This window comes from Paenibacillus sp. FSL R7-0048 (assembly GCF_038004505.1).
Classification (GTDB): Bacteria; Bacillota; Bacilli; order Paenibacillales; family Paenibacillaceae; genus Paenibacillus_AQ; species Paenibacillus_AQ odorifer.
On the sequence record NZ_JBBORF010000001.1, the window covers coordinates 544,076 to 566,659 of the forward strand.

General features: G+C 45.5%; 12 protein-coding genes. 6 read left to right on the forward strand and 6 right to left on the reverse strand.

The features are described 5' to 3' along the window. Positions 1 to 88 precede the first annotated feature (88 nt). The 5 genes from NSQ91_RS02400 to NSQ91_RS02420 all read left to right on the forward strand — a co-directional run bounded on the left by NSQ91_RS02400 (position 89) and on the right by NSQ91_RS02420 (position 6,922). The gene (locus NSQ91_RS02400) at positions 89 to 1,783 is read left to right on the forward strand and encodes an extracellular solute-binding protein (protein ID WP_036682600.1); all 1,695 of its coding nucleotides are present in this window, start codon (positions 89 to 91) and stop codon (positions 1,781 to 1,783) included. 118 nt (positions 1,784 to 1,901) lie between these two features. Next, positions 1,902 to 3,812 (forward strand): cache domain-containing sensor histidine kinase, encoded by a 1,911-nt coding sequence (locus tag NSQ91_RS02405; RefSeq protein ID WP_081387132.1) that lies wholly within the window; start codon positions 1,902 to 1,904, stop codon positions 3,810 to 3,812. Then, complete coding sequence (locus NSQ91_RS02410; RefSeq protein WP_076304337.1) at positions 3,809 to 5,368, forward strand: response regulator; 1,560 nt, start codon at positions 3,809 to 3,811, stop codon at positions 5,366 to 5,368. The genes NSQ91_RS02405 and NSQ91_RS02410 overlap by 4 nt, the downstream gene beginning before the upstream one ends. Positions 5,369 to 5,441: 73 nt before the next feature. Beyond that, on the forward strand, positions 5,442 to 6,245 hold the full coding sequence (locus NSQ91_RS02415) for an aminoglycoside N(3)-acetyltransferase (protein ID WP_036682594.1): 804 nt from the start codon (positions 5,442 to 5,444) through the stop codon (positions 6,243 to 6,245). 38 nt (positions 6,246 to 6,283) lie between these two features. Beyond that, positions 6,284 to 6,922 carry a histidine phosphatase family protein gene (locus tag NSQ91_RS02420; RefSeq protein ID WP_076302339.1) on the forward strand — a complete coding sequence of 213 codons (639 nt, stop codon included), beginning with the start codon at positions 6,284 to 6,286 and terminating at the stop codon, positions 6,920 to 6,922. A gap of 106 nt (positions 6,923 to 7,028) precedes the next feature. On the opposite strand, the gene NSQ91_RS02425 is transcribed toward NSQ91_RS02420, so the two are convergent. Both NSQ91_RS02425 and serS read right to left on the reverse strand, forming a co-directional pair. After that, a complete protein-coding gene (locus NSQ91_RS02425; protein WP_340916299.1) occupies positions 7,029 to 13,313 on the reverse strand; it encodes a 5'-nucleotidase C-terminal domain-containing protein in 6,285 nt (2,094 codons plus the stop codon). A 415-nt stretch (positions 13,314 to 13,728) separates the two neighbouring features. Further along, on the reverse strand, positions 13,729 to 15,018 hold the full coding sequence (gene serS / locus NSQ91_RS02430) for a serine--tRNA ligase (protein ID WP_340916301.1): 1,290 nt from the start codon (positions 15,016 to 15,018) through the stop codon (positions 13,729 to 13,731). Positions 15,019 to 15,419: 401 nt separating this feature from the next. Between serS and ssuE the strand changes: the two genes are divergently transcribed. Then, positions 15,420 to 15,968 carry an NADPH-dependent FMN reductase gene (ssuE, locus tag NSQ91_RS02435; protein ID WP_036682586.1) on the forward strand — a complete coding sequence of 183 codons (549 nt, stop codon included), beginning with the start codon at positions 15,420 to 15,422 and terminating at the stop codon, positions 15,966 to 15,968. 180 nt (positions 15,969 to 16,148) lie between these two features. Here ssuE and NSQ91_RS02440 read toward each other — a convergent pair whose 3' ends face one another. The 4 genes from NSQ91_RS02440 to NSQ91_RS02455 all read right to left on the reverse strand — a co-directional run bounded on the left by NSQ91_RS02440 (position 16,149) and on the right by NSQ91_RS02455 (position 22,351). Then, on the reverse strand, positions 16,149 to 17,180 hold the full coding sequence (locus NSQ91_RS02440) for a ribonucleotide-diphosphate reductase subunit beta (protein ID WP_036682584.1): 1,032 nt from the start codon (positions 17,178 to 17,180) through the stop codon (positions 16,149 to 16,151). Between the two features lie 284 nt (positions 17,181 to 17,464). Then, positions 17,465 to 19,798: a ribonucleoside-diphosphate reductase subunit alpha gene (locus NSQ91_RS02445; RefSeq protein ID WP_076142084.1), complete on the reverse strand. Its 2,334-nt coding sequence runs from the start codon at positions 19,796 to 19,798 to the stop codon at positions 17,465 to 17,467. Between the two features lie 55 nt (positions 19,799 to 19,853). Beyond that, positions 19,854 to 20,369: an anaerobic ribonucleoside-triphosphate reductase activating protein gene (gene nrdG, locus NSQ91_RS02450; protein WP_076124537.1), complete on the reverse strand. Its 516-nt coding sequence runs from the start codon at positions 20,367 to 20,369 to the stop codon at positions 19,854 to 19,856. Then, positions 20,366 to 22,351, reverse strand: coding sequence for an anaerobic ribonucleoside triphosphate reductase (locus tag NSQ91_RS02455; RefSeq protein ID WP_076124534.1), 1,986 nt, complete (start codon positions 22,349 to 22,351; stop codon positions 20,366 to 20,368). The genes nrdG and NSQ91_RS02455 overlap by 4 nt, the downstream gene beginning before the upstream one ends. Between the last annotated feature and the right edge of the window lie 233 nt (positions 22,352 to 22,584).

A 22,584-nucleotide genomic window follows, 5' to 3' on the forward strand; every position in this document is an offset into this window, starting at 1 on the left:
TAGCAGTGATAACTCCTCCGGTTGCCTACAGCTGTAGGCACTGGGGTTGAGCTTATAATTAACATTCATAGAAAAGGGGTAAACAAGCATGGGCATGAAACGTAAGCCAAAAGCAATGGGAGTTCTGCTTCTCGCAATAATGATGTCATTGTCAGCCGCAGGCTGCTCCAGCGGGAATAATGCTGGCAAGAATGCCGAAGGTAATGCTAACAGCGCTAAAGCTACTAATACGGAGGCAAGTGCTGAACCGACTGCTGCTGCATTATCAGCAGATGAACCGGGATGGAAGATTGATACTTCACCCATTACATTTGACTGGTACCTGAACTTCTCATGGTTCCCTAATAAATGGGGCGTGGACCCAACCTCCCAATATGTAACTAAGAAGACCGGAGTTGATATTAATTTCATCGTTCCGGCTGGTAACGAGAATGAGAAGCTTAACACGCTGATTGCATCCGGTAAATTGCCTGATTTCATCACTTTGGGCTTCTGGGAAGATGCGATTAAGAAAATGGTCGAAGGTGAACTTGTTCTTCCATTGAACAAACTTGCTGATGAATATGATCCGTACTTCTTTAAAGTATCCGATGCTGATAAGCTGGGCTGGTATACACAAGAAGACGGCAATGTGTATGGCTATCCTAACTCTTCTTCCTCTCCTGCCGACTATGAGAAATATGGAGAAAATTACGTATCCAACCAAGTATTCGCTGTCCGCAAGGATATGTATGAAGCTATTGGAAGTCCAGATATGCGCACACCAGAAGGTTTCTTGAATGCGCTTAAATTAGCGAAAGAGAAATTCCCTGACGTAAATGGACAGCCGCTTATTCCACTTGGTTTGCATGAATTTACCGAGAACGGTAACGATTCTTTGGAAGGTTACCTGCAGAACTTCTTGGCAATCCCAAGAGAAAAAGATGGCAAGGTATATGCTCGTGAAACCGATCCTGAATATATCCGCTGGATGAAGGCACTTCGTCAAGCGAATCAAGACGGTCTGCTGGCTAAAGATATCTTTATCGACAAACGCCCACAAATGGAAGAAAAAATTGCCCAAGGCCGTTATTTCGCAATGCTGTATCAACGTACAGACTTTGCAGCACAACTAGGAACGATTTACCAACAGGATCCAACTAAAACGTATATCGCTGTTGACGGACCTTCCAATACCAACTTGGATAAACCAACCCTTGATGGCCCTGGTATCTCCGGTTGGACGGTAACACTGATCTCCAAAGATGTTAAGGATAAAGCACGTGCTATCCGCTTCCTCAGCTACTTGAACAGTGAAGAAGGCAACAAAGACTTGTTCTTAGGCGAAAAAGGTGTCAGCTACGATACGATTGATGGAAAAGATCAATTTAAACCAGAAGTGTTTGATTTGATGAATAAAGACCGTTCGACGTTTGATAAGCAAATCGGATCTTCCTTTACATTCTGGATGCTGCAAAATACGAATATCACAGACCAATGGGCTCCTAAATCGGTAGAACCATTTAAGCAATTGGAAGATTGGACTAGAGGTAAATCCATAGGCTCCTCGGAGTTCCAACAAATCGAACCAACAGGAAACTCTCCTGAAGGTATCATCGCTTCGAAGCTGAAACAGCTGCGCGGTAAAACTATGCCGAAATTGCTCATGGCTTCCTCCGATGCGGAATTCGATAAGATTTGGAATGAGTATTTAGAGAAGAGAAAGAAGGAAGGCGAAGATGTATTTGATGCCTACCAACAAAAGAAATATGAAGAGAATAAAGTGAAGCTGTCCATAAAATAAAAAGTATGACCCAAAATGCCCGCTAACTGCGGGCTTTTGGGTTATTTTCGAATTATAATAAGGAATAGATATTAAGTATTTGAATATTCACTATTTTAGCGAGGTGGACAGGACAGAAGTGTATAAAGTGAATAGGCGAGATCGAACCAGAGCATTATGGCATTCTTTTAGTTATTGGTGGGGGCGAAGATCACTTCAGAGCCGTTTAATTGCAGCTTATGTTTTTATTGTTTTAGGCCCGTGTATGCTGGTTTCTGTCTACTCCTATAAAGCCATTAATAATACCTATCTCCGCGATGCCGTCGAGAAAAATGATTATTTGTCGCAAATGGAGAAGCTGCATATTCATAATCAGATCGAAGCGATGGAACGGGCGGCGCAAATGGCTTATTCTGATGCCGAAGTAGAAAAATTCTTAGCGAATGAAACCGAACCGCAGCTAGTAGATTTGGTTGATTTTAATACAAATGCTTATGTGAATATGACTCGTATTCAATTTAATAATCCGAATATTGAGCATTTAAGACTGTATTCGAGAAGTAATAAGGTGCATGAAATTTGGCCGATTATCTTTCGCGAAGAGCGGGTTTCTTCCACCCCATGGTTTCAGAAAGCGCTTCAATTGAAGGGGCAGGAATACTGGTCTTTTCAGAAAAATGATCCGGATTTGATGCAGAGATACTTGGGAGCACCGACGGAGAGTCTGCCAAAGGTTTCTTTGCTGCGTGAGAAGAGTCGGCCAGCAGACAATCATATCGGCATGGTGCAGGTGGATATGCTGCTTAGTCGATTTACACCCAAGACGTATACAGATGTACGGGATAATCAGACCCAGATGTTTCTTGTGGATAGTGAGCTGCAGCTTTTCACCAGGCCGGACAATTCTTTTTTGCAGGATAATCTAGAGATGGCTGATATGATTGCAGAACGGTATAAGCAGTTCCGGGAAACTGGCGAATGGGACAGTAATTACTCGGAGAATGGTAAATCGTTTTTGTTAATTAACACTCCGCTAGAACGAATTGATGCTTATTTGTTAAATGTAGTGTCAATGGAAGGAGTGATGAAGGATATCTCCCGCACGCGCAACTTAATCATTGGAGCCAATGTTGGTTTTATTACTTTACTAACGCTGATCGCTTATGTGACAAATGCCTTTATTCTAAAAAATCTGCGTAGATTGACCGAAACGATGAAAAAAGTGCGTAGAGGTGAAGCGTACACTGGAATAATGATTCGTGGTGGAGGGGAAGTCGGGGAGCTTGCCCATCATTTCTCCAAGCTGATGAACACCATCAATACGTTGGTGGCTCAGGCAGTGAGCAAGCAGGCGTTGTCTAAAGAGGCTGAGCTGCGTACGCTGCATAACCAGATTGACGCACATTTTTTGTATAATACGCTGGAAAATATAAAAATGCTGGCTGAAATTGAGAACCAGCGAACGATCTCGGACGCACTGACCTCGCTGGGTGGGATGATGCGCTATAATTTTAAATGGTCCGGAGAGTATGTGAAGCTGCGGGATGAAGTCCGCCACATTGAAAATTACATTGAAGTGATGAATATTCGTTTTGAATATCCGGTTAAGTTAGTGCTTCATATTGAACCTCGATATTTGGAGCTGGAGGTGCTGAAAATGTCACTGCAGCCTATTGTAGAGAACAGTGTTAAGCATGCTTGGTGCGACGAGAAAGAGAATTTACAGGACCCGAACATTCATATTCATATTTCGGAAACGGAAGGTGATATTTGCATAGAGCTTCGTGATAATGGCATCGGCTTAACTCCAGAGCGTTTGGTTGCTTTGAACGAGGCGATTTATGCGAAAGATGAGCGCTGTGAGAGTGCTTCAGAACAGAGGGATGTTGACCGCCGAACAGGTGGTATTGGACTGAGAAATGTACATCAGCGACTGCAAATCTTTTATGGTGATGAATATGGGCTTGTAGTACAGAGTGAAGCAGGGAGTTGGACGATGGTACGTCTGACCTTGCCGAAAGTTCTTTTGACAGGAGAAAAACAACTATGAAGAAGCTACTGATCATTGATGATGAAAAGAATATCCGTTACGGTCTCAAGACTATGATAGAAAGAGAATTTCCGTCCATGTATACCATCACAATGGCGAGTAATGGCGCAGAGGGTTTCGAGATATTTAAGACCGAAGGTGCAGATATTATTATTACAGATATACGTATGCCAGTGATGGATGGAATTACACTGTTGGAGCAGATATCTAAGCTAACAAGTGGTGAGAAAAGCCCAGCAGTGCTCATCTTAAGCGGTTATGATGATTTCGAATATGCCAAAAGCGCGATTCGTTATCGCGTAAAGGATTACTTGCTGAAGCCGATTCGCCGAGATGAGTTGTTCGAAATTTTGAAGAATATCGATAAGGAACAGGAAGAACAGGATCTCAGCGCAAGGCAGCTGGAACAGGAAACGGAACACTTCCGCAGGGAACTGCGGTCCAGTCGTTTACGGGGACTGCTAATGCAGCAGGAGGTTCCGCTGGAGCGTGAGCAGCAAGAGTGGCTAAGTGATCTGCAAGCACCTTTTACAGTTGGTGTGTTGAATTACTATTACAATGACGGAACAAGAATGAAGTCGGGGGATGTTCAGGGACTGGCGGAACGATTGATCGGACCGCTTGAAAAGTTTTTCTCGGAAATCACAACGGATTGGGATGGCAAATTAGTCTTGATCGGGAGCAGAAAACAGGATTTTATAGAGCTGTCCAGACAAGCTGAAGCTAAGGAAATAAAGGGATTATCGATTGGGATTAGCAGCGAAGGAGGAAGTCTTGAGGACCTCCGTTCCTGTTATAAGGAAGCATGCCGGGCACTGCAATATACTTTTTTATATCCGCAAGTGAGTTTGTTGGATTATGGGGATGTTGGTCAGGGACGGTCTAACTTTCCGTTACCTAAGGAAGAGCTTCGCAAGCTGCTCAATATGCTGGGAACAGAACGCGAGAAGGAGATGAAGCATCTTCTATCTGTGATTTTTCAAACTGAGCATTTGAAGGAACTGGACCTAGCTTATCTGGAGTCCGTGGGACAGAATGTAAACGAACTGGTGTTGGATGAAGTATTTCGGGTACATGGCGAAGCCTCGGTAGAGGTATTGAAGCTGTATCGTACGGTAGGCAATATGTACAACTATCGTCATTTCCACGAATATTATCGTGCGCTGGAGAACTTACTCTTGAGTGTGAATGAATACATTGTAGGCGTAAGGTCCGCGCATACCGAGCATGCGGATATGGAAGAGGCACTGAGCTATATTGAAGCCAACTATGCCCGTCCACTGAATATGGCTATGGTCAGCAATCATGTATCCTTGAATTATTCTTATTTTAGCGAAGCCTTTAAGGCATATACCGGTGAGAATTTTGTTATCTATTTAAAAAAGGTCCGCATCCGTCATGCTAAAGAGCTATTGGCAAAAGGCTGCAGTAAGCTCGCAACAGTCTCAGAAGAAGTAGGCTTCGAGAACAGTAAACAATTTGCCCGTGTTTTTAAAGAGCTGGAGGGGATTTCCCCAGGTGATTATAGAGCGAAAATAGTATCCGAAGAGTGTTGAGGCTATTGAAGATGCATTTAGAAGCGGCCCTCCTATATAATGGATTTGAGAAGATTCATTGGAGGAATGAAGGGTGGAAGAAATACAAGGCAATTTGATTACGGTTCAGACATTAGCAGCGGATTTTCGTCGACTGGGCGTTAAGGCGGGCATGACGATTTTATTGCATTCTTCTTTTAAATCGTTAGGCCAATGGGTAGCCGGGGGCCCGGTCGCTGTTATTTTGGCATTGGAGGAGGTCCTCGGAGAATCTGGCACGCTAGTAATGCCCACACATTCCAGTGACCTGACTGATCCCGCAGGCTGGAGCAACCCACCGGTGCCGGAGGCGTGGTGGCAGAGTATCCGCGAGCAGATGCCGGCTTATGATCCAGACCTGACCCAACTTAGAGGAATGGGGGTTATTCCGGACTGCTTCCGTAAACAAAAAGGAGTAAAACGCAGTGACCATCCGATTCATTCGTTTGCCGCTTGGGGCAAGCATAGAGACGAAATTATGTATGGTCATTCGCTTGAAATGGGTCTGGGGGAAGATTCTCCGCTGGCTCGGATTTACGATTTGGGCGGACATGTACTGTTGCTGGGTGTTGGCAATCTTAATAATACTTCTCTGCATCTTGCCGAATGCCGCGCATCTTATGCTGGCAAGAAGGAAACCCTTGGCGGGGCGCCCATTATGGTGGATGGAGTTAGGCAGTGGGTGGAATTTAAGGAGCTGGATTGGGATTCTGACGATTTCGTTCAGCTGGCAGATCAGTTTGGACAAGAGACGGGACTTATTACATATGGACAGGTTGCTTCCGCAACCGCTCAATTGATTCCGCAACGGGAAATCGTAGATTATGCAGTGAACTGGATGGAACAGAACAGGAAGTAAAACCTCATTGGATAGGGGAAACGGAAGGAGAAGCTGGCATGAGTACAACAACGATATTTTTAACCCGGCATGGTCAAACGGAATGGAACGTGCAGCATCGGATGCAGGGACATATGGATTCTGAACTGACGGCTCTTGGTGTGCAACAGGCAGAATGGCTGAGCCGGGGGATGCACACTGAACAGCTGGATGTCATCTATGCAAGCCCCAGCCCAAGGGCGCTGCGCACAGCTGAAATTATTCGAGGAGAGCGGAGTACTCCGCTTAAGACCTCTGAGGCGTTCAAAGAGATTGGCATGGGGGTATGGGAAGGCCGTGATTCTACTGAGCTGGAAAGCGAGTATTCGGAGCAGCATCGCAATTTCTGGCAAGACCCTGAGCAGTTTAAAGTGGAGGGTAGTGAGACCTTTGCAGAGGTGCAGGCACGGGCGCTGGGCAAGCTTCAGGAAATTCTCATTGCCCATCAGGGTGAGACCATTCTTATCGTCACACATACAGTAGTGATTAAGCTGTTAATGGCCTATTTTGAGGGCAGAGCGTTGCCTAAGCTCTGGGATCTGCCTTACATTTATCCGACCTGCTTATGCAGGGTTGATTTTACGGATGGTGTGCCGGAAATCCTGCTGCATGGGGATACGAGCCATTACGAAGAGAGTGAAGCTGGGATGGAATCATAACACTTCCTACAGATCAGATTGGGTTTATAAAAAAAGGCGGTTCCTCGGGTGCATTACGCACTCGAAGAACCGCCTTTTTGACTTCAGAGCTGGAGATCAGCTTTTGCTAGTTGATAAACTGGAGAGATTTCAATGTCTTCTCCAGCATCGTAACCGCTTCGGCACGAGTTGCCAGCTTCTGTGGAGCAAAGGATCCATCTGTTGCTCCTTGGATAATTCCCTCAGCAGCGATTTCTGCTACTGCTGCTTGGGACCAAGCTGGAATGCTTGCTGCGTCACTGAATTTAGCCAGTGCTGCAGGGTCGGCATTTAAGGTTTTCCCTGTGTACTTAATAGCTTTCGCTAATACCGAGGCCATTTCCTGACGAGTGATTGGGCTACCCGGCTTAAAGCTGCCATCGGTATAACCGGAAATCAATTCGGCTTCTGCTGCGGTGCGAATAGCATCAGCATACCAAGCACTTGGGTTTACATCTTTAAATGTGGTCTCACCATTAGCTGTCGCAAGTCCCAGAGAACGCGTAATTAATGCCGCGAACTCAGCACGCGTGATCGACTGTGAAGGAGAGAACGTATCGTTGCTTGTTCCGCTGACAATTAGTTTGGTAGCTAATAGATCAATGGATGATTTAGCCCAGTGTCCGTTAGTATCTGCGAACGTTTTGGAAGACTTAACAACGGTGTAGTAGCTGTTGCTGTTCCGTTTAATCGTAACGTCCGTTGTTCCATCTGCTTTAGGAACAAAGATAGCAGGCACGAAGGAGATCTTACCTGAAGCAGGATCGAAGACCACTGCCGTTGCGTTATTTGAATTTAAGACGGCAGGTACATTGATCGTGCGCTTCACGTAAGTGCTGCCGAAATTGTTCAACTGCACACTCTTAGTTCCGGCTTGTGCTGAAACGCTGAATTCGATTACTGGAGCAGCTAAAGTAGCATTACCCAGCTGTGAGGCTATAGCTTGGTTTGTGCTGCTTAGTGTTCCCGAATTCGCTACTTGAATGGATACCGTAATTGTAAAGTCGCTGGTGCCTAATTGAGCGGCAAGTGCTGCGCTGTTTACAACACGGAGTGGCAAGGAATAAGAAGCACCATCAGTAGTAAAGGTAAGAACTGTGTTAGGTTGTGCTGCTGCTTGTTTTACAAGCACACTGCCTGGAAGCACTACTTGAGCGCCGCCTGTAGTGGCTTTAACCGGAATAACCAGCTCTTGGCTACCCGCTGGCAGTTCAGCAAGTTGTTTGGTTAGATCAGCAGCATCAATTGTTGTTACTTGTGCTGAAGCAATTGGAGCCACAGTTGGAGCAACAGTTGGTGATGGTGTAGCTGTTGGTACTGTTGGAGCCGATGTTGGTACTGATGTTGGTACTGAAGTTGGATCTGGTGTTGGTACTGGTGTTGGGTCTGGTGTCGGAGTTGGATTTGTCTCCGGCAGTGGTGCACCTTTTAGATCAACAATCCGGCCTTCAACGGTGGAAGTGTTCGCAGTGACCGTTCCAACCTTCTGCAGATACTTCGTAAATACATCAAAGTCCGGTAGGTACAGCAGATTCACGCGGCCTTCTTTATAAGCCTTTTCAAGTGAAGTATAGAAATCTCCACCCTTAGCTGTGAAAGCATTAGTAGCTACTTCATAAGATGCTTTTAGATCTAGAGGAACGTATTTCTCCCCGTTTTTCACTTCAATACGCAATACACGTTCGTTCACAGGTTTCGTAGAGTCGTAATAGAATTTCAACCCTGCAACGTGTGGGAAACGTCCGTCTGCTGCCGGCGTTTTGGAAACCCCGTTCTCCATAGCATCCTTAATTTCTTGTCCAGTCAAAGTGATCGTAACCAGATCGTTGTTGAATGGAAGTACGCCGAGTACTTCGCCTTGTGTGATCGGTCCTTCGTTGATGGATTCGCGAATACCGCCGCCGTTTTGCAAGGCGATTACGGCATTAGTGCCCGCTTTTTGAGCTGCATAAAGCATGCCATCGGCAATCAGGTTACCAAGATTAGTTTCCTTTGTGCGCACATTATCACGAACTCCGTTTAGAACAACCTCTGAATTTCCTACTACCTCATTGGTTAGTTCTTGAATACCCGGCTTATACTCGGTATCCAGGATCTTTTTAGCTTCAGGATCCTCTGCGATAACGTAGTTAGTACCGTTTTTAGCATCGATGGAGATTAATTGGTCTTTCCAATCGGTCAGTACGCCATCTTTGTTAAATTTAACTTCAAGTTGGCCAAGGAAAAGACCTTTTTCACCAGTTTGTACAATTAGCTTCGGTGCTTTTGGATCGGTGTTATCAACAACGGCTTGATTCAGTTGCGTGTGGCTGTGACCCCCAACGATAATATCAATGCCGTTAACGGCTTTGGCTAGCTTGAGATCTTCTTCATAGCCAAGGTGAGAGAGAACAATGATCTTGTTAACTTTCTCTTTTTCAAGCATAGCGACCGTTGCTTCCGCTTTAGCGAAGGCATTCTCAAAGGTCACTTTACCTGGTGAAGCAATGTTCGCCGTATCTTCTGTCGTCAGACCCATGATACCGACCTGTTGGCCGTCTACTTCTTTGATCAGCGCAGGGTAGATGGTTCCAGCATTACCTGACCGGCCGATTTCATTGGTGAACATTTTGCTAAGAATATCATCCGCTGAGAAGTTCACATTGGAGGAGACAAATGGGAACTTTGCGTTGCCAATGAATTTGGACAGTACATCTGAATCTTTATCAAACTCATGATTACCGAAAGTCATAGCATCATATTTAACCAGATTCATAAAGGCCAGATCTGCTTGACCCAGATACTTATTGAAGTAAAGCGTTCCGGAGAACACATCACCTGCGTCTACAAGAATAGGATTCTCTGTAGTCGCCTTGGCATCTTTGATTGCTGTTACACGGCGCAAGATGTTGTTTGGCGAGCTGACAGTATCTAATCCTGCATGTGTATCATTGGTGTGCAGAATGGTTAGTGGGAAGTCTTCAGCAGTATTAAAATCAATCTGTGCCAAAACCGCATCATGATCGGATACCCGACCGTTCGATGGTGAGAAGTCGGCATTTAGATGAACGACATCTACTTTAGAAGAAGCCGTTAGATTTTTACTGACAAGAATATGATCTAGCACTTGAGAGTTTCCATCATAGGTGTACGTATACTGCTCATTTAAAGGTAATGTATCGATCAAATTGTCTAGTTCTGTACCTTTTAAGAGGGTTGCAGTTTTAGTAAATTGGAAATCATTCAAATCGCCAAGAGCTACGATATTGGCTTTAGGATTTGCAGTCAGAACCTCTTTGACAAATCCGTTTACGACCGCCGCGATTTTATGTCGTTGTGTTTCACTGGACAATACAGGGGGCTGAACGTTTCCGAAAGGACCGGTATCGCCGCCTTTTGAATTGAAATGGTTAGCGATCACAATTACTGTTTCGCCACCGAATACGAACTGTGCAGCAAGGGGTTTACGTGAACTTGCAAAGGCAGAGTTTGTTGGATCAATTCGTCCTGGATTGTAGGTCAATTGATCTGCCGCTGCGTTATATCCAACGGATTGTGTAGCTGTACCTTTTTGTCCGCTCACACTGTCCGCAAGCTGTACTCTTGCTGGATTGTACAGGAATCCTACGCGAATGTTTCCGCCTGGGGCACCGCCATCCATATTGTTCTCCGGAGCGATATCTGTGTATTTATATACAGGACCGCCAGCGGTTTCAATAGCCTTAATCAATTCGGCTGCACTTGCTTCAGTGATACCATTATTGGCTTCACCATTGCTGTCCTGCATTTCGACAACGCCGATAATGTCAGGTTTTTTCATATTGTTTGTGATGGAGTCGGCTAGTTTCTGGATTTTTGTTGCTCCGACACCCGGGTAGAAGTTTTCAATGTTGTACGATGCGATCAACAACTTACTATCATTGACTTCAAGAGTAGTTGTTTCTTGCTTAAAGGTACTTGGAGTGATGGCTGGAAGCTTACCGTTTTCCGGAATCACTTTGAAGTTACCGTTGTTGTATCCGATGACGCCAGTTACATCTCCCGCGAACTTATCTCCGGTGATGACTTCTTGACCCGGATTTCCGTAAGCAATGATGAGGCGCTGAGGATTGTATTGGTTGTATTCTTTGAGAACTAATCCACCAGCTGGTGTGATGACATCAGGTGTTTCATTTTCTACTCTTGTAGGGATGTTATACAGCATGGAATTTCCGCTACCACTTGTCCAGTAAGGACTGATAATCGTAGGGGTAGGGAGCTTGACGAGCATACCTTCTAACGATTCGTAGAAATCAATTGCATCTTCATTAGGCTCAAAATCAGCCATGCCGTCATTGTCAATTATGGAAGACGGAATGGCTCTCCCGCCTTTACCAAGTACGACAGGCTCTGGCACAGTATAACTTGAAGAGGAGTCTACTTTTATTGAAGTCATAGTAATTTGAGTAGAGGTTAAATTACTTGCGTTACCTTCGTTGTATTCGGAAACAGCTCCACTAACTTGGACTAAATCTCCAATTTGAGGCTTAAGGGATGAATTAGTGCTGTATACAAAAATACCTTCCGAAGTGTTTACATTATCGTCTGGCTGAGGGTCTTGCATAAAGAAACCTCTATAAGCACCAGTGGCGAAGGTGTACCCATATTGGGTAACGATGCCTTCTACATCGGAAACGTTCTGACCTGCATACTCAGAAGTATGAGATTCTCCTTGAATATCATGTATACGAGGGAGTTCAGATGCTTTATATGCAAAGGTATAAACCTTACTTGTCTTGCCATCTGCTACGACAATTGCATGGATGGTAAGATCTTGATTAACTGTAATCGGATCTGAATAAAGCTTACTTGCTGTTGTTGGTTCAGTTCCGTTGGTCGTGTAGTAAATCTGTGCTCCAAGAGTAGGGCTGGATAGGGTCACAGAACTTCCTTTGATGATGCGACCTGCGCCAGGGCTGGCCATAACGGAAAAAGTTTCTTCCACCAAAGCATTTTCATTAAGTGGAATGAATTGATAAGTCGTACTATATTGCTCGATAACCCCAGTGATATTGTCAAAGGTTTTACCCTTAACTAGTTTAGGCAGGGTTGAAAAAATTGTGAATTGTTGTCCACCTTGGCTAGCAGTCACCGTGCTGCCATTTACATTGTCTATGGTCACATTATTCATAGTTACCAGCTGAGCTTCGTGGCTTTCGCCGTTCGCGGCAGACAAGTCGGTTGCTGTAATCAATTTTGGTGCAGGCACCCCAACATTTTGTGCAGCTACATTGTATTGAAGTCCACTTTGGAATTTGATTTCTTGCAGGTTGCTGTAGATATCCATTGTGCCGCTTACTTTAACACGATCTCCAACGTTTGCGAACTCTGGGAAACCATAAAGTACGATCCCGCCGGATTCATCCTGAATATACATTTTTGCTGCATTAATGTGAGTTACGATACCTTCTGTTAAAATATTCTGACCTTTACTAGCAAGGCGTGCTGTTGCAACATCTGTTTTGGCCAGAATAGTGTAATCAAAAGTCGATATAGGGCTGTCTGGCATATTTGGTTCTGAAGCATACGCTTTAATCGTAGTGTCCTCAGTTAAGGTAATAGGCCCTGTGTAAGGTTGGAAATTAGTTGAACCACCTGATCCATAAACAGCTGCATAGACGGATGCTCCAACCGTTGGAGAATTCAAAGATATTTCTGTACCAGCCGGCCAGGCATTAGGGGCTGGTAAAGCTACTGCGGAACTAGCAGTTTCCGGTAATTCAGGGAACGTACCGTAGGTGCTGTTCCGTGGACTTGGTGCTTGGACAACAAAATCCGTAGAGTTGTTATCCGTATCTAGACCGCGGCTGTCAGCCGGTGCACCAGCCGCAGCTTTACGGATAGCGGCTGTCGTATTGGAGAGAGCAGCGGTCGCACTTCCCTCGACATTTGTAGCTGTTCCGTAGCCAACTAAATCAATTGTTGTACCTGATTTATCAACGAGGTCGACTTTGCCGTTTGTACCACTCATAGCAAGGATTCCCTTGCTAACATCAGGAGTAGGCAAGTCGGTAGTTCCTCCCGTTCCAGCGGCCTCCTCAATAAGGAAGTATCCATTTGCCGGGATGGTTCCATTTAAGTCTGTTCCGCTACTAAAGGTTCCGGCAGCTGAGGTATAGCGAACTTTCCATCCAGTCAAATCTACTGGATGATTTGTAGGATTGTATAATTCAATAAAATCATTTTTAAGTTCCGCTCCGCCGTTTCCACCACCACCATAGACCTGCGAGATAACAATATTGCTATTATCCGGTGCTGCCTCGGCAGTCTGGACAGCTGGTAACACACTGCCGGCAACCATTAACATTGCCAGTCCAGTAGCGAACCATTTCCTTACTCTTGAAGAAATAATCATTTGGATAAGTCATTCTCCCCTCGAATCTTTTATTTACAACCTATTAAATCTTAGCATTCAAATGTAAAATGAAAGGTTGTCTTTCATGAATATAAATTAAAGTTTGCATCATTTAAATCTAAAAATTGAAATGTTGTGATTTTAGTATAAAAACAGTGCATAAATACAATATTAATTATAAATTTAGTATTTTTATGGTTAATAGATCACCGATATTTTAATTTTATGTTATATATATTGTTGAATTTATTATGGATTGCGACAAATTTATTCTAGAGTTTTGTTAATTTTTACATAGGGAAAACAATAGTGATTAGAATTATATAGAATGTATCGGAACAAAAATAATGCCCCTCCAGCTTCTTATCGAGAAGTGGAAGGGCATTATTAATTTTAAATCTACTTGGACAACACATCACTGCTGGTGCGGAAGCTCAAGCCGTTCAATTCCATCCATATATTTACGCAGTGCCTGCGGAATGTAAATGGATCCATCCTCCAGTTGATGATTCTCCAGCAGCGGAATTAGGATCCTTGGTGTAGCCACTGCGGTGTTGTTTAGGGTGTGGCAGTATTGCAGCTTACCGTCGGCATCCCGGTAACGAATGCCCGAACGACGAGCTTGGAAATCGAGCAGGTTGGAAGCCGAGTGTGTCTCTCCGTATGCCTCTCTGCTTGGCATCCAAGTCTCGATGTCATACTGCTTATGTGTCTTCAGGGACATATCTCCTGTGCAGACAGACATGATCCGATAGGGAAGTTCCAAGAGCTGTAGAATATGCTCTGCATTCGCAAGAATCTCCTGCAGCATGCCCTCTGATACGCCCTCATCATTCCGACATAAGATAACTTGTTCAATTTTTGAGAATTGATGAACACGGTACAGGCCACGCACGTCTCGTCCCGCCGATCCTACCTCACGTCGGAAGCAGGCCGACATTCCGGCGAGTCGCATTGGCGATTCCAGTTCGACAATCTCATCGCTATACAGCGAGACAAGCGACACCTCCGATGTGCCTACCAGCCAGCGATTGTCTCCGTTTAGCTCATAGGTCTGATCCATCCCGCCGGGGAAGAAGCCCGTACGTTCCAGCGCTTCCGGACGGACAATCACGGGAACATCCATCACCGTGAACCCGCGGGCAGTTAGTACATCAATGGCCAGCCGCTGTACAGCGAGATGTAACAACAACCCTGCACCCTTCAGCACATAGCTGCGTGGGCCGCCTGCTTTGACGCCACGGGGGATATCGATGATATTGTGGAGCTCGCCTAGCTCTACATGATCACGCGGTTTAAAGCCGAATTCCGGCAACGTTCCGGTTCGTCGCAGTTCTACATTATCTTTATCATCATGGCCAATCGGTGTATCCTGCGATACAGGGTTTGGTGCGAGCAGCATGAGTTCTCCACAGCGCCGGTCTGCCTCAGTTAGTTCTGCCTCATAGAGATTCAGGCGGTTGTTCAGTTCTCTTACTTGTTCTTTAACTGCTTCTCCTGCCACGCTGTCACCCTGTCGTAAAAGTCGTTCAACCTCTTTGGTCAGCCCGTTACGCTGGGCTCTCAACTGTTCCGTATCTTGGCGCAATTCGCGCCGTTTCTCATCCCATTCCAGCAGTTCATCCAGTGGGAAGTCGACTCTTTTCCAAGCCGTAATGTTTCTTACAAGTTCCTGATTGTCTTTGATCCAGTTCATATCCAGCATACCGTTTCGCTCCTTTTTGGTTAAAAAAACGCAAAAAACGCCCTCATCCATGGGACGAGGAGCGTCAGCTCGCGGTGCCACCCAGGTTGATCGAATCTCCTTAACTGCAGGAACAATCCGACCCTCTTTGGTCTTCGCGATAACGGGCGAAACCCGGTGAACTTAGGGAGTTGTTGTAGACTCCGGTCGCAGACGCCTCACGGTTGGATGCCGATCATTGGCCTGATTGTTGGATTTAATATTGTTGCTTAGTATAACGTAAGAGTAGGAGGAGCGCAAGTGGTTATGGTTTGACAAAAATATCAATTCTACGTTAGGATTAGTATTAATTTAAAGTAATTTTGTCGGGATAATAAATAAAGCAGTGTGAGCTGCTTAAGTGGGATGGAAGAGGTGGAAAAGTGGCTAAAATTGTTGTGATTAACGGAACGCCTTCCCTGGTATCGCGTATCAATGCAGCTATAGAATATGCGGAGGCCAGCTTAACCAATCAGGGCTTCGAGGTTGAGCGTATTAACGTAGCAGAACTACCAGCGGAGGATTTGATTCACACTAAGTTTGAAAGTGAGTCTATCGTCAAAGCCAATGGCCTTGTAGCGGAAGCTGATGCGGTAATTGTGGTTAGCCCGGTTTATAAAGCTTCTTATACAGGCGTGTTGAAGACCTTTTTAGATCTGGTTCCACAAAAGGGATTGGCCGGAAAAGTTGTACTCCCGCTGTTCATGGGCGGCAGTCTTGCACATCTGCTCACAATTGATTACGCATTGAAACCTGTGTTGTCTGTACTGGGCGCGCGTTACATTCTTGGCGGCGTCTATGCCGTGGATTCTCAAGTGGTTCGTAATGATCACGGAGTGGTAGAGCTTGCTGAGGAGCTGAAGCTGCGCCTGAACGATGCATTAGATGAGCTTGCAGAAGAAACTACACATCGTGTGGAACGCAAGGCATAAGACTAAGTAGCAAGCCTTCTGTGCTTAGTGCTAATAACAAACGTATAAGCGTCTCTTTCATCCCTGATACCAGGGGAGAGGGGCGCTTTTTGCATTATATAAGCTATAGCAAAAAGGCCATCTCACTAAGAAAGTAGAGAATGGCCTCTTTTTTATATAGGGATCGTTATATATCCGGTCTTACAAATCGTCGAATCCGTTATCGTCGCCAACCTTACCATAGTTGCGGGACTTAGCTTCGAAGAAGTCAGTTTTGGTAGCATTAAGCGCATCATCGGAGAAGGGTTTGATCCAAGGCATACAGTTAACGTCAACACCTTGATAAGCTTTTTCCATACCCATCAAAGTCAGACGTTTGTTCGCTGTATATTTGATGTAGTCGCTAAGCTCGTTAAGATCAATACCACGCACGTTAGTAAGTGTGTAATAAGCCCAGTTGGTTTCGAGCTCTACCGCGCGGTCGATGGTACGGTATACGTAATCCATGTTTTCTTTGGTGTTCAGCTCAGGGAAGTCTACAAGCAGCTGCTTAAATACTTCTGCGAAGAAGTAGCAGTGCTGATTCTCGTCACGTTGAATATAAGAGATCATTTGGCTAGTTGCCATCATCTTCTGGTCACGGGCCAGATTGTAGAAGAAGGCGAAAGTACTGTAGAAGAAAATCCCTTCCAAGATGAGATCTGCTACCAGCGCATGGAAAAAGGTCTGTCTCGTAGGGTTATCACGGAACTCTTGATAAATATCAGAGATAAACTGATTACGTTCCAGCAGGACAGGATCTTTTTTCCAATATTCAAAAATTTCCTTCTGCTCACTCTCCGACACGATAGAGGAAAGAACATAGGAATAGGATTGGTTATGCACCACTTCTTGCTGCCCGATAATAGCGGAGATAGCTTCCAAAGAGGAATCGGTGAAATAACGCTTCACGTCGCTCACGAACATCGTCTGCATCGAATCCAGCACAGCGAGTAGGGAGATATTAATCTTAAATACGCGTTGTTCCTCGGCATCCAGCATCGGGAATTGTTGCGCATCCTTGGACATTGGAATTTCATCCGCGATCCAGTGATTAAGCAGCAGTACCTTATACAGCTTGTACATATGAGGCATGCGAATATCATTCCAGTTCAGAATACCTGAGCATTCACCGTCGATAATGCGTGTGGATTGGTTAGGTGCTTCAGTATTAAAAATCTTTTGTAATTGCATTTCTTATCCCTCCATTTTTTGCGCGGGTAATCTTTCTTGGTGTCTTGTTCATAGAAAGACGGTGATGGAGTAACGGAGAGGAAGTTTGGAGCTGTAGGAGCGTCAGCGTTCGCCCGAAAGCTTTCCGTAGGAAAGCTCGCATCGAAAGCATATGCTGTCATCGGATGTCATCCGCTAATAGCGGTAAAGATCTAGACCTCTGATGACAACAGCGGCCGGAAGCCCAAACATTCCTCGCAGTTACGAAATTCATCATCGTTTTTCTATTCAGGGCACTAAGATAATTAGCTAGCGCAAGATTCACACTCTTCTATAGTCAAAGCACGGCTACGCACATAATAAGTTGATTTCAAGCCGCCCTTCCAGGCATTCAGATGCAGTTCCAGGAACTCGGTAGCCTTGATGTCAGGACGGACATACAGGTTGAAGCTTTGACCTTGATCGACGTGACGCTGGCGAGCAGAAGCCATGCGGATCGACCAGTTTTGGTCAATCGTAAATGCTGTCTTATAGTACCAGATCGTTTTGTCGGACAGATCCGGTGCTGGGTTAGCAATCTTATAAGTTGTTTTTTCTTCATAGGAAAGCAGTTCATACAGCGGATCAATGCTGGCGGTGGAGCCGGCAATAATCGATGTAGATCCATTCGGCGCAATGGCGAACATCCAAGCGTTACGTACGCCGTCCTTAGCTACTTCTTCTTGCAGCTCGCGCCATTGCTCAGTCGTTACATATTTACCTTCTTGCTCACCGCTAACATAACCGCGGGAAGTGAAGTATGCGCCAGTCTCCCAATCGGATCCAGCAAATTTCGGATAACGGCCTTTTTCACGGGCAAGCTCCATGCTCGAACGAACCAACAGGTAGTTGATATGTTCATATAAATGATTGTTATATTCTACGGCTTCATCGGATTCCCAACGAATGCCCTTGAGTGCCAATAGGTGATGCAGGCCGAATGTGCCGAGACCTACTGCGCGGTACTGGCTGTTCGTGTATTGTGCCTGCAGAACTTCAATATTATTAATGTCGATTACGTTATCAAGCATACGAACTTGGATCGGAACAAGTCTTTCTAATACGCCAGCTGGAATCGCCCGTGCTAAGTGAATCGAATTCAGATTGCAGACTACGAAGTCGCCAGGGATTTTGGAAATAACGATCCGGGTCTGGCCATCTTTAGTTACTAATTCTTCTTGCTCAATAACTGTTGCAGACTGATTCTGCATAATTTCTGTACACAGGTTGGAGGAGAAAACCATACCTTGATGACGGTTTGGGTTAGTCCGGTTCACGGTATCGCGGTAGAACATGTACGGTGTACCTGTTTCTAGCTGTGATTTCATAATCCGTTTCATGATGTCGATCGCAGGAACAGTGATCCGGGATAATTCCAGGTTCGCTGTAGCTTCAGCATATTTTTCACGGAAAGTACCTTTGCCAAGCTCTTCATCGTAGAAATCTTCCAATCCTAGTGGACGGCCATTTTTATCTGTCCAGCCCATGACCTTTTTCACCTCATGAGGGCAGAAGAGGTTCCAATGGCTGCGCGATTCTACAGCTTCCATGAACAGGTCAGGCAGGGAGACGCCATGGAACACGTCATGTGCACGCATGCGCTCGTCACCGTTGTTCAGCTTAAGATCGAGGAAAGCGAGAATATCTTTATGGAATACATCAAGATAAACAGCTACAGCACCTTTACGTGTGCCCAACTGGTCTACACTGACTGCTGTATTGTTCAACTGGCGAATCCAAGGGATTACACCGGAGCTTGTGTTCTTGTGGCCACGGATATCCGAACCACGTGCCCGTACTTTTCCGAGGTAAACGCCGATGCCGCCGCCCATTTTGCTAAGACGTGCTACGTCTGTATTGGAGTCAAAGATACCCTCTAGGGAATCGTCTACAGTATCAATAAAACAGCTGGATAGTTGTCCAGCGACCTTTTTGCCGGCATTGGACATTGTAGGTGTAGCAGCAGTCATATAGATGTTGCTCATAGCCCAATAAGCTTCTTTTACAAGCTCAAGACGTTTCTCAGCTGGCTCACGGTGCATCAGGTACATAGCAATAATCATATAACGTTCTTGTGGAAGCTCCATTACACGGCCGTCAAAATCATGCGCCAAATAACGGTCGGATAGCGTAAGCAGACCGATATAGTCAAACAAAAGGTCGCGTGTATAATCGATACACCCGCCTAGTTCGATAATTTGTTCTTTGGTGTAATGACTTAGAAGTTCTTCGCGATAGATTCCTTTTTTCACGAGATCCGTAATTAGTGGATACAATTCACCGTAAGGCTCTTCTGGATAAGCTTTGTAGCGGCGATGAACGGCAGCTTTTTTATAAAGGGTAGTCAGAAGGGCGCGGGCAGCTGCGAACTTCCAGTTAGGCTCTTCTTTTGTTACAAGCTCTAGAGCGCTCATGGTGAAGGCGTTGCTGATTTCTTCTCCGCTTACCGAGTCACGACGCAGTTTGGAATTCACTCCACGCAGCAAAGTTTCTTTATTTAGTTGATCGAGACCTTCCAGAATACGGTCAGCGTAGACGGAGAGACGGTTCTCATCAAAAGCCAGTTGGCGATTATCCGGTTTTACTACGAATTGCGGCATGGTTAGTTCATCCCTTCTTATTTCAAATTAATTTTCAATATCAAAAATTGATATATTATAGCGCAGCAGGCTGCCACAGAAAGACCTCCGAGCCGTTCATGCTGGCCGGAATGTCGATAATGCGTTGGTTGGAGCTTCCCCGGTAGAGAAGCGTAGTATCTTTCAGTTCTTCTACAAATCTTCCATCTATTAACACCTGACACTGTTTAAGTAGATTCCACTCCGGCGTACCGGGAAGGGCTGTAAGTTCTTCGTACGTATAACCACTGTAAATCCAGATTGAGAACCCTGGCAGTACAGTGCGAAGCTCATGAATGAACCCCAGCAACTCTTCTGCTGAGAAAAAAGGATCGCCGCCTGCCAGTGTCAGACCATCCAGCAAAGGGTTAGCGGCGATTTCTGCAATGATTTCATGTTGTCGTTCTAAGGTGAAGACTTCTCCATATTTAAAGTTCCATGTCTCGGGATTAAAACATCCCGGGCAACGATGGCGGCAGCCGCTGAGAAAGAGGACGGCCCGCATGCCCTCTCCCTCGTTAATCGACTCCGGATAGTAACCGCAAATATTCATAGATGCTTAACGCGATCCCGAACTTCAGCTTGTTTGGCGGCATTAAAGCGGGTCTGATAGTCGCCGGTTAAATAACCTGTAACTCTGCGCAAACGGCGGATGTGCACATCATTCTCATTTGCGTTGCAGGAAGGACAGTTTGTCCCAATTACGCCTTCGTATCCACAGCTGGAGCAGCGGTCAATCGGATGGTTAATGCTGAAATAACTGACCTGTTGTTCGAGCGCATATTTAATGATTTTGATAAAAGCCGATGGGTTGTTGCGGGCATTGCCGTTTAATTCGACATAAGAAATAGCCCCGGCATTGCAGTATTCATGGAAAGGAGCTTCCAAGCTGATCTTCTGAGCAGCACCCAGATCGAAGTATACAGGGATGTGAAAAGAGTTCGTATAATATTCACGGTCGGTTACGCCCGGAATGGAACCCAGTACCTTGCGGTCAACTTTGGTGAATTTACCGGACAAACCTTCTGCTGGAGTAGCGAACAGGGTGATGTTAAGATCCAGTTCCTCACTTTTCCGATCGCAATAGTCCCGCATATGACGCACGATAGCCAGCGCCTTGGCATGAACTTCCATATCCTCGCCATGGTGTTTGCCGTACATAGCTTTCATACATTCCGCCATACCGATGAAGCCAAGAGACAGACTGCCATGCTTCAGCAGATCGCCTACAGTGTCATCGGGTGCAAGATGTTCGCCGCCTTCCCAAACGCCTTCTCGCATCATGAAATCGGAAGCTTTAGCTTTTTGTGCGGTTTGGATGTGGAAGCGATGGAGAAGTCCTTCCAGCGCAATATCCATATAATGATTTAGATCTTCATAGAAGCCAGCTTCGTCTGCGACGGTACGTCTGCCTGTTACTGTGCCGTGTGCCAGACCTAGCCGAACCAGATTTAGTGTATTAAAGGAAAGGTTGCCCTTCCCAGAGCAATGATTACGCCCAAAACGGTCACCGAGCACTCGGGTTCGGCAGCCCATTGTAGCGAACTCCGTATCAGGATCACTTGAATCATAATACTGCAAGTTGAGCGGAGCGTCCAGATTAGCGAAGTTTGGATATAGTCTGCGCGCAGAACATTCAGCTGCTTTTAGGAACAGTTCATAGTTAGGATCGCCTTGCTGTTGATTGATTCCTTGCTTGCATTTGAAGATTTGAATCGGGAACACTGGTGTTTCTCCGCTGCCAAGTCCGTTCATAGTTGCGGTTAGCAGAGAACTGATCACAAGCTGACCTTCTGGTGAAGTACAAGTACCGTAGTTGATGCTGGTAAACGGTATTTGTCCACCGGATCGGCTGGACATGGTATTCAGATTATGTACCATACTTTCAGCCGCTTGCAGGGTTTCGATTTCGGTTTCCTTTAGTGCAAAACGGAACGCTCTTGGATATGACTCCGCCAGATCGGTCCGGCTCATCGTAATCTCGCCCAAAGATTCGTCAGCTTGTCCTTCTTCAAAATAATCCAGACCCTTGCGGAACAGCTTGGCGAAGGATTTGGTTACATAAGGTGCCAGATCGTAATCGAGTTTATTGGCGGATACACCACCATATTGAGCATTTTGCTGGGATTGGAAAATAATCGCTACCAGAGACATAGCTGTCATTATTGAGTTCGGAGGACGAACGCTGCCGTTGCCGGTATTGAAACCTTCACGGAGAAGTTTATCAAACGGGATAAAAATACAGTTCGTCGTTCCAATCGCGTATTGATCCAGATCATGCACATAGACGACATTGTCATCAATAGCCTGCACTAGCTGTGGCGGCATCGTAAAATTGCGGGCGTACCATTTTGAATATTCACTGCCGAACTTGCTCATTTTACCGGAGAAACTCTCTCCATTCAAATTGGCATTCTCGCGCAATAGGTCCATATCCCGACTGTCGATAATATCCCGGCCTAAATCAATGAGCTCTTCTAAAAGAACTTCCCGTGCATTTTCTACTCCATTAAATTGTCTCTCCAACAACGTCATTGTACAGCTCTCCTCTCAGTATAAAAGAAAAACATCTATCATCAAATCCATATATCCATAAGAAGTTGGACTGCTATAAGCAGTCGTATATTTGTTCAGATTACATAAAAAAAGCATCCCCTACCCGAGGATGGCAGAAAATGCCCGATGCGTTATGTAAATATCCACACGGATATTTGCAGAGGTCTCTACGTAGATGACCGCATGCGGACACCATCCCTGTTCCTCGCAGG